Origin of the sequence: Rhodopseudomonas sp. (assembly GCF_048594845.1) — a bacterium.
GTDB lineage: Bacteria > Pseudomonadota > Alphaproteobacteria > Rhizobiales > Xanthobacteraceae > Rhodopseudomonas.
In genome coordinates this window covers 1-16,882 of record NZ_JBMDXE010000134.1, presented here as the reverse complement: position 1 = coordinate 16,882, position 16,882 = coordinate 1, and the positions used below count along the sequence as shown (strand labels likewise).

The window sequence follows — 16,882 nt, the reverse complement described above, 5'->3', positions numbered from 1 at the left end:
AGGATGCTGTTCTGCGAACGCAGTGCCTGCGTCGCCCTCACCCCAGCCCGCTCCCGCAAGCGGGAGAGGGAGCGCGCTGTGCCCTACTCCCCTCCCCCTTGCGGGGAGGGGACGGGGGTGGGGGTCCCCAGGCACTGTGCTTGCGTCGCCCTCACCCCAGCCCTCTCCCGCAGGGCGGGAGAGGGAGCGCGCTGTGCTTGGGGTTAGGCTTTGCGCTTCAAGACGCTGATGAAAAAGCCGTCCGTCCCGGTCCGGCGCGGGGTCAGGAGGAGGCCTTCGGGCGTCGGCCAGGTGGCAGCCAGGAAGGCGTCGGCTTTGTCCCACAGGGCGGCGGCGAGTTCGGCGGGCGGGGTTGGGGTGAAGTCGGGGTGGGCGGCGACGAAGGCCCTCACCTGCTCGACATTCTCTGCCGGCAGCACCGAGCAGGTCACGTAGGCGATGCGGCCGCCGGGCTTCACCAGCCGCGCCGCGCGGGCCAGCACCTCGGCCTGGTCCTTCAGGCGGATCTCCAGCGCGCCGGGGCGCATCCGCCATTTGGCGTCGGGGTTGCGGCGCCAGGTGCCGGTGCCGGTGCACGGCGCGTCGACCAGCACCAGATCGGCGCTGGCCTTGATGTCGGCCAGCGGATCGGCGTCACCCTTGGGCGCTCTCACCTCGGCATTGTGCACGCCGGCGCGCGACAGCCGGTCGTGGATCGGCGCGAGCTGGCGCTTGTCGCCGTCGGTGGCGATCAGCCGGCCTTTGCCTTGCATCATCGCGGCCAAGGCGGGGGTCTTGCCGCCGGCGCCGGCGCACAGGTCGATCACCTGCTCGCCGGGCTTGGCGCCCGACAGCAGCGCTGCAAGCTGTGAGCCTTCGTCCTGGACCTCGACGGCGCCCTTGATGAAATCCTGCTCGGCCTGGATGCCCGGGTTGCGCGCATCGGCACCGAGCTCGATCCGCAGCCCGAGCGGCGACCACGGCGTTTCGGTCGCGCCGAGATGCTTGAGCGACGCCAGCGCCTTGTCGCGCTTGCCCTTCAGCGTGTTGACGCGTAGATCGAGCGGCGCGCGGCTCGCCATCGCGGTGGCCTCGGCGACGCGCGCATCGCCGAACAGCGCGGCGAATTGCTCGTCGAGCCATTCCGGATAGTCGCCGGCGACGTGTGGTGGCGCGCTGTCGAGCGTGCGGGTCGTCAGCGCGGCGCGCTCGGCGTCGGTCAGCGGCTCCGGCGCGTAGCGGCCGCCGTCGCACAGCGCCGCGATCGTCTCCACATCCATGCCGCGCTCAAGCTTGAGCATGCCGAGTACCCGCGCCCGCGGGGTGTCCGCGTCCATCAGATACGCGCTGGAGGCGCGGCGACGCAGCACGTCCCACACCAGGCCGGCGATCGCGGCACGGTCGCCGGAGCCGGCGTAGCGATGCGCGGTCCCCCATTCCTTGAGGGCCTTGGCGGCCGGGATCCGCTGCGCATCGATGGCGGCGATCAGGTCAATGGCTGCGGACAGCCGTGCGGCTGGGGTCATGGCAGACTTTCGAATAGGTCGGGCGCGCGTGCGCCTCAGAGCAGGAGCAGAATGCGCAGCGCGAAATACAGCCACATCGCCATCAGCACCAGCGCGCCGGCCAGCCACACCGGGCCGCGGTGTCCGACATTGTTGGAGGTGACGAACACACCCGCATGGGCGTAGCGCGCGACGACGAAGACCCAGGACAGCAGCACCAGGACGAGGTCCATCTTCCGCAGCGGCAGCGCGATCGCCACCAGCACGTAGAACAGTACCGGCAGTTCGAACTGATTGCGCAGGCAATTGCCGACCTGCATCACCTGCGGCGGCCAGTTCGACTCGCCGAGCGCGATGTCGCTCATCCTGGTCTGGCCGGAAGACAGCGCCTTGAAGCGGCCGGCGAAGGTTCCGAGCAGCAGCGCGAACATCAGTCCGATCAATGCGAATACCGGCAGCAGCACCATCTGGACCGACATGAACGCTCTCCTTCGTGTCGATCCGCTATACGCGACTGCGCCAGATGATGACAATCGAACCGCCGCAGGGCAGCGTCCCGGCAATGCCGAGGCTCCGCCCCGCGACGTTTCAGGTCAGGCCTTGTCGGCGCCGACGCGGACCAGCTGCTTGCCGAAATTGGCGCCCTTCAGCAGGCCGATGAAAGCGTCCGGCGCGCTCTCGACTCCCTCGGTGACGAACTCCTTGTACTTCACCTTACCGTCGCGCACCCACTGCGACATGTCGCGGAGAAACTCCTGACGGCGGCCGGCAAAGTCGCTGACGATGAAGCCGCGGATGGTGAGCCGCTTGGTCAGCACGTGGCGCATCATCGCGGTCGCCCATTTCGGCGTCGGCGGTGCTTCGAAGGCGTTGTACTGCGCGATCAGGCCGCAAACCGGAATGCGGGCAAACGCGTTGAGCAGCGGAAACACCGCCTCGAACACTTCGCCGCCGACGTTCTCGAAGTACACGTCGATGCCCTTGGGGCACGCCGCCTTGAGCTTGGCGGCGAGATCGGGATCGCGGTGATCGAGGCAATCGTCGAAGCCGAGCTCGTTCTTGACGTAGTCGCACTTCTCCTTGCCGCCGGCGATGCCGACTGCACGCGCGCCCTTGATCTTGGCGATCTGCCCGACCGCCGAGCCCACTGCGCCGGACGCAGCCGCGACCACGACAGTCTCGCCTTCCTTCGGCTGGCCGATGTCGAGCAGGCCGGTCTAGGCGGTCATGCCGGGCATGCCGAGCACGCCGACCGCGGTCGAGACCGGGCCGAGCGACGGATCGATCTTGCGCAGCGGCTTGGCGTCGGCCACGGCATGCGTGGCCCAGCCGCTGTGCGCCAGCACGATGTCACCCTTGGCGAAGCCGGGGCTCTTGCTGTCGATCACTTCGCACACCGTGCCGCCTTCCATCACGCCGCCGACCGGAACCGGCTGCGCGTAGGACGGACCGTCGCTCATACGGCCGCGCATATACGGATCGAGCGACAGCCAGATCGTCCGCAGCAGCACCTGCCCCTCGCCCGGCGTCGGCACGTCGACTTCCTCGAGACGAAAATTCGCCGCGGTCGGCTCGCCGACCGGACGCGAGGCAAGAACGATACGCTTGGCCTTGGACATTGCGTTTCCTTTTTTGAGGCTTGTTGAGAGAGCGGGATTGGAGGCTGGACTGTATGCGACTGCATCCAATTCGCCAACTGCGGAGAAAACTGCCAACGAACCGGCTAATCGACGGGAACGTAGTTCTGCGTTCCGCTAGGGCTGGTGGCGGATGAACGGCGAATAGCTCGGCGCGGTCGAAATGATCCGTCCGTCTTCGCCCCACTCCGCCATGCGATTGAACGGCACGGTGGGGCGTTCGGCGATCGTTTGCAGGACTCGGCTCCAATCCACGACGATGTCCTGCAGCCGCGCCTCGATCGCTTCCGGCTCGGAATAGCGAATCCCGCTTTCGACCCCATAGGCCACGAACGGCTTGACGACGTCGAACCCGACATAGGCCAGGTTGAAATTGACCGGCCACAGCATCAGGTCGATATCGCCACTACGGCCATTGTAGGCGTAGGTCGCCTCGCTGGTGCCGACCGTCACCGACAGCATCGCCCGCTTGCCTTTGAAGCGGCCGTTCTCGAACCGCATCCGGCTCGTATAGATCTCGCCATAGGCGAACACCCGATCGAACCAACCCTTCAGAATCGCCGGAGGCATATGCCACCACATCGGATACTGCAGGATCACAAGATCGGACTGATCGAGCCTGGCGATCTCCTCCGCGACATGGGTCGGTAGCGTGTGGTTCGCGGAGGCGTGCCGCTGCTCGCTTTGCGCGTCGAACCGGCCGGGATCGTTCGGTTGTGTGAAGTGCTTCGCCGCTTCGCAGGGATCGAATCCCATCGCGTAGAGATCAGAGACGGTGACGGACCATCCCTGCTCGGCAAGTACCTGCCGCGCGGTCGCGGCAAGATGACCGTTGTAAGACCCCGGCTCCGGATGCGCCAATACGATATGCGCCCGCACCTCACACACCGCCCGGGTAGTTCGGGCTCTCGCGGGTGATGGTGACGTCGTGGACGTGGCTTTCGCGCAGGCCGGCGCCGGTGATGCGGACGAACTGGGCCTTGTCGTGGAATTCGCCGAGCGTTTTGGCGCCGACATAGCCCATCGCGGCGCGCAGGCCGCCGGCGAGCTGATGCACGACGTTGCCGACCGGGCCCTTGTACGGCACCTGGCCTTCGACACCTTCCGGCACCAGCTTCAGCGTGTCCTTGATGTCCTGCTGGAAGTAGCGGTCGGCCGAGCCGCGCGCCATCGCGCCGACCGAGCCCATGCCGCGATAGGCCTTGTAGGAACGGCCCTGCCACAGGAACACTTCGCCGGGGGTCTCGTCGGTGCCGGCGAGTAGCGAGCCGACCATCGCGATGTCGGCGCCGGCCGCGAGCGCCTTGGCGAGGTCGCCGGAGTACTTGATACCACCGTCGGCGATCACCGGCACGTCGGCTTTCTTGCACGCCTCGACCGCGTCCATGATCGCGGTGAGCTGCGGCACGCCGACGCCGGCGACCATGCGGGTGGTGCAGATCGAGCCCGGACCGATGCCGACCTTGATACAATCCGCGCCGGAATCGATCAGCGCCTGCGCGCCTTCGCGAGTCGCGATGTTGCCGGCGAGGACCTGCACGGCGTTGGAGATGCGCTTGATCCGGGTCACCGCCTCGAGCACGCGCTGCGAATGGCCGTGCGCGGTATCGACGACGACGAGGTCAACGCCGGCCTCGATCAGCCGCTCGGTGCGCTCGAAGCCGCCCTCGCCGACCGTGGTCGCCGCGGCCACCCGCAGCCGGCCCTGCGCGTCCTTCGACGCCAGCGGATGCGCGACCGCCTTCTCCATGTCCTTGACGGTAATCAGGCCGACGCAGCGGTACTGATCGTCGACGACCAGCAGCTTTTCGATGCGATGCTGGTGCAGCAGCTTCTTGGCTTCGTCCTGGCTGACGCCCTCGCGCACGGTGACGAGGTTCTGATGCGTCATCAGCTCCGACACCTTCTGCGACGGATCGGTCGCGAAGCGGACGTCGCGATTGGTCAGGATGCCGACCAGCTTGCCCGGGCCGTGGCCCTGTGCGCCGGTCACCACCGGAATGCCGGAGAAACCGTACTGATTCATCAGCGCCAGCGCGTCGGCCAGCTTGGCGTCGGGGCTGATGGTGAGCGGATTGACCACCATGCCGGATTCGAACTTCTTGACCTGCCGAACCTGGGCGGCCTGGCCTTCCGGATCGAAATTGCGGTGGATCACGCCGATGCCGCCGGCCTGCGCCATGGCGATCGCCATGCGGGCTTCGGTCACGGTATCCATCGCCGAGGCGATGATCGGCACGTTGAGCGTCACCGAGCGGGTGATGCGCGAGCGGATATCGACCTCGGACGGCAGCACGTCCGACAGGCCGGGCTTCAGCAGCACGTCATCGAACGTGTAGGCTTCCTGAAACTGCGGGGATCTGTTCACTGACGCCATGGCCAACTCCGTTCGGCGGCAACGACGGCCGCGCTCGATCTTGCGGGGACGGGAGACACATTCGGCGCCGCAAGAGGCGGCGCCGTCGAATCGAGCCCGTCGGTAGGGTTGGCGGTGGTCGATATCATGGCGATATGACGAATCATAGGGGGAAGCGGCGCATCCCACCTGCCTCCGCGGCGGCACCTTCACGGCGCCGCGAGCGGGCCGGAAAGCACAGACAAATCAGGGATTTCTGTTATCGAATCGCGCGCCGCCCTGAGCAATCGTCGGTCGCTGTCTGGCAACGTGGCCAGATCTCCGTCGTTGAAAAAGCCCAGCGCCCGCAGCGGCAGAGCCGGATCACGGCGGAAAATCTGCGCAAAGCCTGCCAGCCCCCTGCCGAGAGACACACCGGCTCCCAGCAGCGCCGCGATGTCGCGGTAATCCTTGGCCTCGGCTCGATCCAGAACGGCCTTTAACTTGGTTGCCAGCAAGTCTTCACGCGACGCCACCAACGATACGCGGTCGGTCGTCAGCAATGGCGGATTGATCCTAGGAAAGCCGAGACCTCCGAAGAATGAAATTTTCACCGCGCCTGCAGGCAATTGCGTCCGGACGACCAGCGTGTCCCTGTCGTCTTGAACGACTTCGCAGTCCGGAAACCCTCTCAAAGCGACGTCGAGCTGACGCTTCTCCAGCGGCTCCGAACGGAAGAAGTCGAAATCGACCGACACGCGGTGTCCTAGATGCAGCACGACAGCCGTCTCACCATAGAGGACGAATTCCTGCGCCAGGGTGAATGCGAGCAGCGGCCAGACTTGAAGTTGCGCCTCGGGCAGGACGTCCAGCCGAGGTTCAAAGGTCGTCCACATCGAACGTCCTTTGCGGCGGCTCCTCCGGGATCGGCCGGCCAGTCGCGCGCTGCAGGCGCCCGCGCCAAAGCTCCCAGGACCGCGGGTCGATCCAGCCCGGCTGCGCATCCAGCATCACATCGGTGAGCAGGTCCGGGCCGAGCACGGTTTCGAGTTGGCGGATCTCGGCAAAGTTCGCATAGCTCATAGCCTGCGCCACGATCCGGCTAGCGGAACGTGGCGCGTCACCGATCGGCTCCCACCAGAAATGCTTCCGCTCAAGCTCGGCAAGAAAATCGGAAGGTGGGCGGAGCGCGACGTGCATGATGGCAGCGTATCACAAAACCCGCTGTGCGGCGACGATCGCCCGCTCAGCGCCCCCTCAACGCCGATAGCCCTGCGGCGGGCCGTATTGGCGGATCGCCTCGACGACTTCGCGATGCATCCGCTTCTCACGCTGCATCCGCACGGCAATCAGCGCGTGCAGCGACGGCACCAGCAGCAGAGGCTGGAAGATCAGCCCGAGCACCAGACAGATGACCAGCAGCACCAGGTTGAACACGGCCGACAGCGGCTGGCCGTTGAACAACAGGCCGAGCGGCGGCACAAAGGCAGCAAGCAGGTAGATCATCGGCGAACCTCCGCGCCTTGGAATTCCGGCAGATGTGCGAGGGAACGCACCGGTCACGGAGGATTTAGGAAGCACGCCCGCTTCCGCAATAGCGACTGCAGGGCGCAGGTGCTACAGCCCGGCCACCCCTCCTCCGACCTCATCCGGCATGCAAAAAGAACGACTGATCCCGCTGATCGTGGCCGCCGCGCTGTTCATGGAAAACATGGACGCCACCGTGATCGCCACCTCGCTGCCGGCCATCGCGGCGGATATCGGCACCTCGCCGCTGACGCTGAAGCTGGCGATCACGTCGTATCTGCTGTCGCTGGCAGTGTTCATCCCGGCGTCGGGCTGGGCGGCCGACCGGTTCGGCGCCCGCACCGTGTTCTCGGCTGCGATCGCGGTGTTCATGGTCGGCTCGATCGGCTGCGCGCTGGCGCACTCGATCAACGATTTCGTTGCCGCCCGCATCCTGCAAGGCCTCGGCGGGGCGATGATGACGCCGGTCGGGCGATTGGTGCTGCTGCGCTCGATCGACAAGGCGGCGCTGGTCGGCGCGATGGCGTGGATGACAGTGCCGGCGCTGATCGGCCCGGTGATCGGGCCTCCGCTCGGCGGCTTCATCACGACGTATTTCTCGTGGCACTGGATCTTTCTGATCAACATCCCGATCGGGCTCGCCGGCATCTTTTTCGCGCAGCGCTACATCGATCCGATCCGCAGCGAGAACCCCGAGCGGCTCGACGTCTATGGTTTAGTGCTGGCCGGCGTCGGCCTCGCGGGCATCGCCTTCGGCCTGTCGGTCGCGGGGCTCGGCCTGCTGCCCTGGCCGGTGGTCACCGCGCTGATCGTGGTCGGCTGCGGCTCGATGCTGCTGTATCTGCGCCACGCCCGGCGCACCGCCTCGCCGGTGCTCGACTTCTCGCTGATGCGGCTGACGACGCTGCGCGCCTCGCTGACCGGCGGCTTCCTGTTCCGGCTCGGCATCGGCGCGCTGCCGTTTCTTTTGCCGCTGTTGATGCAGATCGGCTTCGGACTGACGCCGTTCCAGTCCGGCCTCGTCACCTTCGCCTCCTCGGCCGGCGCGATGGGCATGAAACCGCTAGCGGCGCGGATCATCCGCACCTTCGGCTTCCGCCGCATCATGACCATCAACGCGCTGGTCAGTTCGGTCTTTCTGGCAGCCTGCGCGCTGTTCACGCCGGCGACGCCGCTGCTGCTGATCATGATCATCCTGCTGGTCGGCGGCTTCTTCCGCTCGCTGCAGTTCACCGCGATCAACACGGTGGCCTATGCGGAGGTGCAGACTCCGCAGATGAGCCGCGCCACCACGCTGGTCAGCGTCGGCCAGCAGCTCGCGATCTCGGCTGGTGTCGCGGTCGGCGCATTCTCGGTGGAAGCCACCATGGCGCTGCGGCATTCGACGGCGCTCGGCGCCGACGATTTCGCACCGGCTTTCGTCGTCGTCGCGGTGCTGACGGCGCTGTCGGCGTTCTCGTTCTGGCGGATGCCGGACGATGCCGGCAGCGAGATTTCCGGGCGCAAGGCGATCGAGATTTCGAGCCGCAAGGGCGAAGTGAGCGCGGTGACAAAGAGCGCGACCAAGAAGGCGACCGAAGAGACGCAGGACGCCCGCGACCAGCGCTTGGGATAGCAACTATCCCAACGCGTCCACGTCGCCGTCGCTGGATTCGTGATGCCGGACCGCGAGCCGCAGCACGTCGGCGCAGATCGGGCAGCGATAATGCGGCACGTCGAAATCCGCATTGGCGTGCTCCACCGTGACGAGTTCACGGTCGACACCGCATGCCCGACACATCGGGGTTAGAATATCCATCCACAAGCCCCTTGCGTTCTCAGCCCAACGAATGACCGTAGGAGAGTCTGCGAGAACGGCTCTGTAAATTGATACCCAACGCAACAAATAGTGCGTTACTCAACCAGAATATGTGCAAGTCGCTCGCAGATCAACGCGCGGCTCAGTGGCGTCAAACCTGCGGTGCCGGCGGCGTGCCGCGAAAGCCCATTGCCAGCACGTAGCGCTCCGAGGAATCCTTGCGGCTGGCGGCCGGCTTGACGTGCTTGACCGTGGCGAAATCGCGCTTCAGCTGACTCATCAGCGTCGCATCGGCGCCGCTCTGAAACACCTTGGCGACGAAGGTGCCGCCGGGGTTCAACACTTCGCTGGCGAACTGCGCGGCGTTCTCGACCAGTCCGACGATGCGGAGCTGGTCGGTCTTGCGATGGCCGGTGGTGTTGGCCGCCATGTCGCTCATCACCACGTCGGCGCCGCCGCCGAGCATCTCGCGGAGTTTCTCCGGCGCCGAATTGTCGAGGAAGTCGAGCTGCGCGAAGGTCACGCCGGGGATCTCGCCCATCTCCAACAGGTCGATCGCCACCACCTTGCCGCGACCTTCCGCAGCGCGGGTGCGCTTGGCGGCGATCTGGCTCCAGCCGCCCGGCGCGGCACCGAGATCGACCACCGCGAGGCCCGGCTTGAGCAGGTGATACTTTTCGTCGATATCTAGCAGCGTGTAGGCGGCACGCGAGCGATATCCGTCGCGCTTTGCCAGCGCGACATACGGATCGTTGAGCTGGCGCTCGAGCCAGAGCTTCGACGACAGCTTCATCCTGCCGGCGCTCTTGACGGTGACGCGCATCCGTCCGGTGGTGTCTTTGGCCATGGCCCTGTCTGTGCGTGGTGAACGAGCGTTGCTTAGCAGATGAGCGCGGAAAAACCAGCGTGGAACCGGACTTGGGTCGGACGAGCCATTGGCTGCGCCCTCTCCCCGTCATTGCGAGGAGGCGAAGCTGCCGAAGCAATCCGGCCTCGTGCATTGCGCTGAATTGCTTCGCTTCGCTCGCAATGACGGGGAGAGGTCGTGCGCGGAATTGAAGCTCAGCCGCCCAGGACGCCGTCCGCCTGCATCATCTCGACCAGCATGCCCTCGCGCAGGCCGCGGTCGGCGACGCGCAGACGGGGCAGCGGAAACGCGGCGCGCACTGCGTCGAGGATGGCGCAGCCGGCCAGCACCAGATCGGCGCGCTCGGTGCCGATGCAGTGGTTCTGGGCGCGGTCGTGATAGGTCATGCTGCGCAGCCGGTCGATCGTGGTCGTCAGCTCGGCATCGTCCATCCAGATGCCGTCGACGCGGCGGCGATCGTAGCGGATCAGGTCGAGATACAGGCCGGCGAGCGTCGTCACCGTGCCCGAGGTGCCGAGCAGATGCATCCCGTCGAGATCGTCGCCATGCGCCGCGGCAAACGGCGCGACGTGCTTGGCGACTTCCGCCACCATGGCCGCATAGCTGTCCGGGGTCACGACCTTGCCGCCGAACTGTTCGGCCAGCGTCACCACGCCGAGCGGGATCGACATCCAGGCGCGGATCTGCGGCGGTTGGTAAGGCCGCGCCGGATCGCGCGCCAGCCGCACCAGTTCGCTGGAGCCGCCACCGATATCGAACAGGATCGCACCGCGGCCCGCGATGTCGACCAGCGGCGAAACGCCGGTCGCTGCCAGCCGTGCCTCGGTCTCGCGGTCGATGATCTCCAGCCGGATGCCGGTGGCATCGGCGACCTTGTCGCAAAACTCGTCGGCATTGACCGCCGCCCGGCAGGCCTCGGTGGCGATCAGCCGCTGCCGCGTGACATGGCGCTGCCGGAGCTTGTCGCGGCAGATCGCCAGCGCCGAAATCGCCCGGGTAATGGCGTCGTCGCTGATCCGTCCGGTCACGGAGACGCCCTCGCCCAGCCGGATGATCCGGGAGAACGAGTCGACGACCCGGAAGCTGTCGCCAGCCGGCCGCGCGATCAGCAGGCGGCAATTGTTCGTGCCAAGATCGAGCGCCGCATAGACAGCGCCGTGCGGCACCGCCTCGTGCTGATCTTCGGCCACCGCAACATGCGCGTGCTGCGGGTCCTCGCCCGGCACAGGGCCGCCGCGAAGCCGCATCTCCTCGTCCATCAATTCGGTCTTTCGTGGCCGTCTGGCCGACGTCGTGATCACGTTTTCACGGAAAGTTTAGCAGCGCCGGGCCGCGGCGCAACCCATCGCACGGCCCGCATTCCGGATCGTGCGTTGTCGGGCCGCCGCTGCCGGCCTATTTGGAGGCTATTGCCCCCCTCGCCAAGCCCTCGCGGACATTTGCTGCGGCCAGCGGCCGTCCGCACCCCTCACGTGCTGGAACGAACCGGATGCAGGACCACACTTCGAACGCGTCGCTCGACACCTCTATTGCGCTGCAAAAATTCGGCGTCGGCCAGCCGGTGTTGCGCAAGGAGGACGACACGCTGGTGCGGGGCAAGGGTCGCTACACCGACGATTGCAATCTGCCCGGCCAGCTCTATGCCGTCATCGTCCGCAGCCCGCACGCCCATGGCGTGATCCGCGGCATCGGCACCGAGGCCGCGAGCGCGATGCCCGGCGTCCGCGGCGTCTACACCGGCGCCGACCTCGCCGCCGCCAATTACGGCCCCTTCACCTGCGGCCTGCCGCTGAAGAGCCGGGACGGCACGCCGCTGCTGCAGACCAACCGCCTTGCGCTGGCGACCGACAAGGTCCGCTTCGTCGGCGATCCGGTGGCATTCGTGGTCGCCGACACGCTGGCGCAGGCGCGCGACGCCGCCGAAGCGGTCGAGCTCGATATCGAGCCGCTCGACGCCGTCACCGACGCCGACGCGGCGATGCAACCCGGCGCGCCGCAGCTCTACGACCACATCCCGAACAACGTCGCGCTCGATTATCATTTCGGCGACGCCGACGCGGTCAACGCTGCGTTCGCGGCCGCCGCGCACGTCACCACGCTGGACATCGAGAACACCCGCGTCGCCGCGGTACCGATGGAGCCGCGCGTCGGCCTTGCCTCCTACAATGCCAAGAGCGGCCGCTACACCATCCAGCTTCCGACCCAGGGCGTTACAGGTAACCGCAACACGTTGGCGAAGCTGCTCGGCGTGCCGAACGACAAGGTCCGCGTGCTGACCGGCCAGGTCGGCGGCTCGTTCGGCATGAAGAACATCTCCTATCCGGAATACATCTGCATCCTGCACGCCGCCAAAGCGCTGGGCCGGCCGGTGAAGTGGCTGGACGAGCGCTCGTCGAGCTTCCTGTCCGACAGCCACGGCCGTGGCCAGCAGATCCACGCTGAGCTGGCGCTCGATGCCGCCGGGCATTTTCTCGCCATCCGGCTCAGCGGCACCGGCAACCTCGGCGCCTACATTACCGGCGTCGCGCCGCTGCCGCTGTCGCTCAACACCGGCAAGAACATCGGCAGCGTCTATCGCTCGCCGCTGCTCAGCGTCGACATCAAGTGCGTCGTCACCAACGTCACGCTGATGGGCGCCTACCGCGGCGCCGGCCGGCCGGAAGCAAACTACTTCCTCGAGCGCCTGATCGATCGCGCCGCCGATGAAATGAACATCGACCGGCTGACGCTGCGCAAGCGCAACTTCATCAAGCCGGCGCAGCTGCCGTTCACCGCCTGTTCGGGCGTCACCTACGATTCCGGCGACTTCGCCGGGGTGTTCGCCGACGCCCTGGAGCGCGCCGACTACGCCGGCTTCGCGCAACGCAAGAAGGACAGCCGCAAGCGCGGCAAGCTGCGCGGCATCGCGGTCGGCTCCTATCTCGAAGTCACCGCCCCGCCGAGCCCGGAGCTCGGCAAGATCGTGTTCGAGGCCGACGGCACGGTGCGGCTAATCACCGGCACGCTCGACTACGGCCAGGGCCACGCCACGCCGTTCGCGCAGGTGCTGAGCGCGCAGCTCGGCGTGCCATTCGAGGCCATCCGGCTCGAACAGGGCGACAGCGATATCGTGCACACCGGCAACGGCACCGGCGGCTCGCGCTCGATCACGGCCAGCGGCCAGGCGATCGTCGAAGCCTCGCAGCAAGTGATCGCCAAGGGCATGACCGCGGCGTCGCATCTGCTCGAAACCGCCGAGGCCGATATCGAATTCAACGCCGGCCGCTTTACTGTCGCCGGCACCGACCGCAGCATCGGCATCATGGAACTGGCGCAGAAACTGCGTGACGCCAAGCTGCCGGAGGACGTTCCCGCCTCGCTCGACGTCGACCATACGACGCAGGGACCGCCGTCCGCCTTCCCGAACGGCTGCCACGTCGCCGAGGTCGAAGTCGATCCCGACACCGGCGTGACGCAAGTGGTGCGCTACACCGCGGTCAATGATTTCGGCACGGTGATCAACCCGATGATCGTCGCCGGCCAGCTCCATGGCGGCGTCGCCCAAGGCATCGGCCAGGCCTTGATGGAGAAGATGAGCTACGACGCCAGCGGCCAGCCGATCACCGGCTCGCTGCAGGACTACGCGCTGCCGCGCGCCGGCGACATTCCGATGATGAGCGTCGGCGACCACCCGGTGCCGACCCCGGCCAACCCGCTCGGCACCAAAGGCTGCGGCGAAGCCGGCTGCGCCGGCTCGCTCGGCAGCGTCGTCAACGCCGTGCTCGATGCGGTGAAAGACGTCGGCGTCAAATCGCTCGACATGCCGCTGACCTCGGAAAAGATCTGGCGCGCGATCCGGGAGGCGAAAGAGAGCGCGGCGGCGTGAAGCACGGGCGCTGTCATTTGGAAGCGTCTCGCCCCGCCCACTGACGACATCGCCCGGCTTGACCGGGCGACCCAGTATCCCAGTGAATCCGCGCTGTCGAACCGCCGTGCGCGTATTGCCCGCTCTGCTTCAGCAAACGCGCACTGGAATACTGGGTCCCCCGCATGCGCGGGGGATGACGGTTGAAATTTGTGGCACTGTGCCACCCCCAAAAAACACCGTCATGCGCGGGCTTGCCCCGCGCATCCATCGCGCGCGAAGCGCGCGACTAACGGCGTCTTTCGAAGAGGATGGATCGCCGGGTCAAGCCCGGCGATGACGTTTGTTGATGACGTAAGGCGTCGGCTCACAACGCGTGTGGGGAGCCTACTCCGCCTTCACCAGCGGACAACCTCCATCCTTCAGCGGACGAAACGCCTGGTCGCCCGGCACTTCCGCCAGCAATTTGTAGTAGTCCCACGGCGCCTTCGACTCCTCGGGCTTCTTGACCTCGAACAGGAACATCGAGTGCACCATGCGGCCGTCTTCGCGCAGGGAACCGTTGTCGGTGAAGGCGTCGCGGACCGGGATTTCGCGCATTTTCGCCAGCACCGTCTTGGTGTCCTTGCTGTTCGCCGCCTTGACGGCTTTCAGATAATGCAACGTCGCACTGTAGGTCGCGGCCTGGTTCATCGTCGGCATCCGCTTCATGCGCTCGAAGTACTTCTTGCCGAACGCGCGGGTGCGGTCGTTGAGGTCCCAGTAGTAAGCCTTGGTGATGATCAGGCCGTTGGCCATCTTGAGGCCGAGGCTGTGAATGTCCGAGATGAACATCACGATGCCGGCGAGCTTCTGGCCGCCGGCGACGATGCCGAATTCGGCCGCCTGCTTGATGGTGTTGATGGTGTCGCCGCCGCCATTGGCCATGCCGATGATCTTGGCCTTGGACGACTGCGCCTGCAGCAGGAACGACGAGAAGTCGGCATTGTTGAGCGGATGCCGCGCGCTGCCGACGATCTTGCCGCCGTTCGCCTTCACGACTTCGCCGGTGTCACGCTCGATCGAATGACCGAACAGATAGTCGGCGGTGATGAAGAACCAGGTGTCGCCGCCGTTCTTGACGATCGCCGAGCCGACGGTGTGGGCGTTCGAATAGGTGTCGTAGGTCCAGTGCGCGGTGTAGGGCGAGCACGATTTGCCGGTGATGTCCGACGACGCGGCGTCGGTGACGATCATGATCTTCTCGAACTTCTTCGACATCTCCATCGCAGCGAGCGCGGTGGCCGAGGTCGGCAGGTCGACGATCATGTCGACGCCCTCGTTCTCGTACCATTTGCGCGCCAGAGAGGCGGCGATGTCGGGCTTGTTCTGGACGTCCGCCGCGATGAACTCGATCGGCTGGCCGAACATCGTGCCGCCCATCTCCTCGATCGCCATCTTGGCGGCCTCGACATTGCCCTGGCCGCCGATGTCGGCATACACCGACTGAAAGTCGCCCAGCAGGCCGATCTTGAGCGGGCTTTGTTGCTGCGCGAAAGCGGACGCGCCGAGCAGCAGCGGCGCAGCCAGCGTCACCGCTGCCGCCGCACGTTGGATGAAGTGCATGTTTCCTCCGGAAGTCTTTTTTGATTTGTTTGTGTCGGCCTTGTCGCCGGCCTCGCGCACGCGTGCTTGTTGTCCCCCCTGTCTGCCCTTGAGCTCTGATGCCATTCTGCGCGCCCCTACGCGGCGCGCGAGAGGCAGAACGTCGCATGTCGAGGCTTCCGCGACCGCGCAGCGGAATAAGCGCGAACTACGCGGCGGCCTGCTGCCGCGGCAGGAAGATCGCGACGTGGTGACAATGCGCTACCGGCGTGGTGCCATTGGCGACGATCAGCGCATCGAACTCTGCGAAGCGGTGGCCCTTCTTGTCGTAATTGGCCGTCACCTTGGCGCGAGCGGTCAGTTCGTCGTCGCCGGTCGCGGCGGCGAGCAATTGCATCCGTGAGCCAACGTGAATCCACGGCTCCAGCACGACATTGTCGGCGCAGACCCGGTTCATGATCCGCTGCAGCGTGCCGGGATGCACCAGATTGTGCGCGCGATAGATCGGGTCGGTCTCGCGGATCTCGTCCAGATACTCGCGAAGCTTGTCGCCGCCCCAGCTCACCGGCGCCGTGCCGAACCAGTGGCCTTCCGGAAACGCCTCGGGGCTGACCGGCGGGCGCGTCGCCGCCACCGGCGTGTCGGGATATGCCGCAAGGTCGATTGCCGGTGCCCGGGCCGGCAACGAAGCCTGCCCTGTGGCGCACAGCTCTCCGCGGCTCTCGACCTGCAGCGCGACGCCCTCGCCGTGCGGCTCGCCCGTCACCGTGGCGATCTCGCCGTCATAGACCGGCTTGACGAACCGCGCCTCGATCAGCCCGCGCTCCAGGAAATCACGGCCCCAGCGCGCCACCGGCAGGTGCATCATGTAGGCCATCACCTCGACGCCCGGGACTAGACCGCCTGTGAAGCCATAGCGCCGCGCCACGGTGTCGTCGTGCATCTTGTTTTCGGACTTTGTGGCGGTGTTGAAGGCGCGGACGCGCCAGGGCTCGAACGGAGCGGCCATGGATTCTCCCGGTTTGTTCGATCTTGTTGGCGATCGTGTCCGGCGATGCTACGCCAGCGCCGCGGCGGGCGTAAAGCGCCTCGCCACCCCTTGCACCGAGAGCGAATGACCGAAACCGCGCCCACCCGCATCTATGTCGACGCCGACGCCTGCCCGGTGAAGGACGAGATCTACAAGGTCGCGCAGCGCCACGGCCTCCCGGTCAGCGTCGTCGCTGGCGGATTCATCCGCGTTCCGCAGCATCCGCTGATCGAGCGGATCGCCGCCGGTTCCGGCATGGACGCGGCGGACGACTGGATCGCCGAGCGGGTCCAGCCGGGCGATATCGTGGTGACCGCCGACGTCCCGCTGGCCAGCCGCTGCGTCAAGGCGGGCGCCGAGGTGCTGGCGCCGAACGGCAAGCCGTTTTCCGAAGCCTCGATCGGCATGACGCTGGCGGTGCGCAACCTGATGACCGATCTGCGCTCCAGCGGCGAAATCACCGGCGGCCCGCGTGGCTTCACGCCGCGCGATCGTTCGGCGTTTCTGTCCGCGCTCGACACCACGATCCGCCGCATCGCCCGCCGCCGCCCCTCGCCGCCGGCGCAACCACAGACCTGATGGACCACGAATGGCCCCGCCGCTGATCCAACTCAAAGACATCGCGCTGACCTTCGGCGGCGCGCCGCTGTTCGACGGCGTCGAACTCAGCGTCTCGGCCGGCGACCGGCTGTGCCTGATCGGCCGCAACGGCTCCGGCAAATCGACGCTTTTGAAGATCGTCGCCGGCCTGATCGAGCCCGATCGCGGCAACCGC

16 protein-coding genes and 1 pseudogene are annotated in these 16,882 nt (G+C 66.5%); 4 read left to right on the top strand and 13 right to left on the bottom strand.

All coding sequences use genetic code 11. From position 1 onward, the window contains the following. Nucleotides 1–203: 203 nt before the first annotated feature. The 8 genes and pseudogenes from ACOJTD_RS08110 to ACOJTD_RS08075 all read right to left on the bottom strand — a co-directional run bounded on the left by ACOJTD_RS08110 (nucleotide 204) and on the right by ACOJTD_RS08075 (nucleotide 6,962). On the bottom strand, nucleotides 204–1,505 hold the full coding sequence (locus tag ACOJTD_RS08110) for an RsmB/NOP family class I SAM-dependent RNA methyltransferase (protein WP_420132408.1): 1,302 nt from the start codon (nucleotides 1,503–1,505) through the stop codon (nucleotides 204–206). Nucleotides 1,506–1,540: 35 nt separating this feature from the next. After that, the gene (locus ACOJTD_RS08105; RefSeq protein WP_420132407.1) at nucleotides 1,541–1,963 is read right to left on the bottom strand and encodes an MAPEG family protein; all 423 of its coding nucleotides are present in this window, start codon (nucleotides 1,961–1,963) and stop codon (nucleotides 1,541–1,543) included. A 114-nt stretch (nucleotides 1,964–2,077) separates the two neighbouring features. Next, nucleotides 2,078–3,103: pseudogene (locus ACOJTD_RS08100) on the bottom strand (NADP-dependent oxidoreductase). A 135-nt stretch (nucleotides 3,104–3,238) separates the two neighbouring features. Then, nucleotides 3,239–4,000, bottom strand: coding sequence for an NAD(P)H-dependent oxidoreductase (locus ACOJTD_RS08095; RefSeq protein ID WP_420132406.1), 762 nt, complete (start codon nucleotides 3,998–4,000; stop codon nucleotides 3,239–3,241). Nucleotide 4,001: 1 nt separating this feature from the next. Next, on the bottom strand, nucleotides 4,002–5,498 hold the full coding sequence (gene guaB, locus ACOJTD_RS08090) for an IMP dehydrogenase (protein ID WP_420132405.1): 1,497 nt from the start codon (nucleotides 5,496–5,498) through the stop codon (nucleotides 4,002–4,004). A 188-nt stretch (nucleotides 5,499–5,686) separates the two neighbouring features. Continuing rightward, nucleotides 5,687–6,352: a nucleotidyl transferase AbiEii/AbiGii toxin family protein gene (locus ACOJTD_RS08085; protein ID WP_420132404.1), complete on the bottom strand. Its 666-nt coding sequence runs from the start codon at nucleotides 6,350–6,352 to the stop codon at nucleotides 5,687–5,689. After that, nucleotides 6,336–6,656: a hypothetical protein gene (locus ACOJTD_RS08080; protein WP_420132403.1), complete on the bottom strand. Its 321-nt coding sequence runs from the start codon at nucleotides 6,654–6,656 to the stop codon at nucleotides 6,336–6,338. Before ACOJTD_RS08080 ends, ACOJTD_RS08085 begins: the two co-directional genes overlap by 17 nt. Before the next feature lie 57 nt (nucleotides 6,657–6,713). Beyond that, a complete protein-coding gene (locus ACOJTD_RS08075) occupies nucleotides 6,714–6,962 on the bottom strand; it encodes a hypothetical protein (RefSeq protein ID WP_420132402.1) in 249 nt (82 codons plus the stop codon). 148 nt (nucleotides 6,963–7,110) lie between these two features. On the opposite strand from ACOJTD_RS08075, the gene ACOJTD_RS08070 reads away from it, so the two are divergent. After that, entirely contained in the window at nucleotides 7,111–8,598 is a 1,488-nt protein-coding gene (locus tag ACOJTD_RS08070) for an MFS transporter (RefSeq protein WP_420132401.1), read from the top strand. Between the two features lie 3 nt (nucleotides 8,599–8,601). Here ACOJTD_RS08070 and ACOJTD_RS08065 read toward each other — a convergent pair whose 3' ends face one another. The 3 genes from ACOJTD_RS08065 to ACOJTD_RS08055 form a co-directional block, all read right to left on the bottom strand. Further along, nucleotides 8,602–8,781, bottom strand: a complete 180-nt coding sequence (locus tag ACOJTD_RS08065) for a hypothetical protein (protein ID WP_420132400.1) — start codon at nucleotides 8,779–8,781, stop codon at nucleotides 8,602–8,604. A 151-nt stretch (nucleotides 8,782–8,932) separates the two neighbouring features. Further along, a complete protein-coding gene (locus ACOJTD_RS08060) occupies nucleotides 8,933–9,628 on the bottom strand; it encodes an RlmE family RNA methyltransferase (protein ID WP_420132399.1) in 696 nt (231 codons plus the stop codon). Nucleotides 9,629–9,843: 215 nt separating this feature from the next. Next, nucleotides 9,844–10,908 (bottom strand): Ppx/GppA phosphatase family protein, encoded by a 1,065-nt coding sequence (locus tag ACOJTD_RS08055; protein WP_420132398.1) that lies wholly within the window; start codon nucleotides 10,906–10,908, stop codon nucleotides 9,844–9,846. 230 nt (nucleotides 10,909–11,138) lie between these two features. On the opposite strand from ACOJTD_RS08055, the gene ACOJTD_RS08050 reads away from it, so the two are divergent. Continuing rightward, nucleotides 11,139–13,514, top strand: a complete 2,376-nt coding sequence (locus tag ACOJTD_RS08050; protein WP_420132397.1) for a xanthine dehydrogenase family protein molybdopterin-binding subunit — start codon at nucleotides 11,139–11,141, stop codon at nucleotides 13,512–13,514. A 366-nt stretch (nucleotides 13,515–13,880) separates the two neighbouring features. Here the strand turns inward: ACOJTD_RS08050 and ACOJTD_RS08045 are convergent, their stop codons facing one another. After that, nucleotides 13,881–15,098, bottom strand: coding sequence for an ABC transporter substrate-binding protein (locus ACOJTD_RS08045; RefSeq protein WP_420132396.1), 1,218 nt, complete (start codon nucleotides 15,096–15,098; stop codon nucleotides 13,881–13,883). Nucleotides 15,099–15,285: 187 nt separating this feature from the next. Then, on the bottom strand, nucleotides 15,286–16,086 hold the full coding sequence (locus ACOJTD_RS08040) for a hypothetical protein (RefSeq protein WP_420132395.1): 801 nt from the start codon (nucleotides 16,084–16,086) through the stop codon (nucleotides 15,286–15,288). A gap of 105 nt (nucleotides 16,087–16,191) precedes the next feature. Between ACOJTD_RS08040 and ACOJTD_RS08035 the strand changes: the two genes are divergently transcribed. Together ACOJTD_RS08035 and ACOJTD_RS08030 are read left to right on the top strand one after the other, a co-directional pair. Continuing rightward, nucleotides 16,192–16,686, top strand: coding sequence for a YaiI/YqxD family protein (locus ACOJTD_RS08035; RefSeq protein WP_420132394.1), 495 nt, complete (start codon nucleotides 16,192–16,194; stop codon nucleotides 16,684–16,686). Nucleotides 16,687–16,696: 10 nt separating this feature from the next. Next, nucleotides 16,697–16,882, top strand: a 186-nt coding sequence (locus ACOJTD_RS08030) for an ATP-binding cassette domain-containing protein (protein ID WP_420132393.1), incomplete at its 3' end; no start/stop codon positions are given.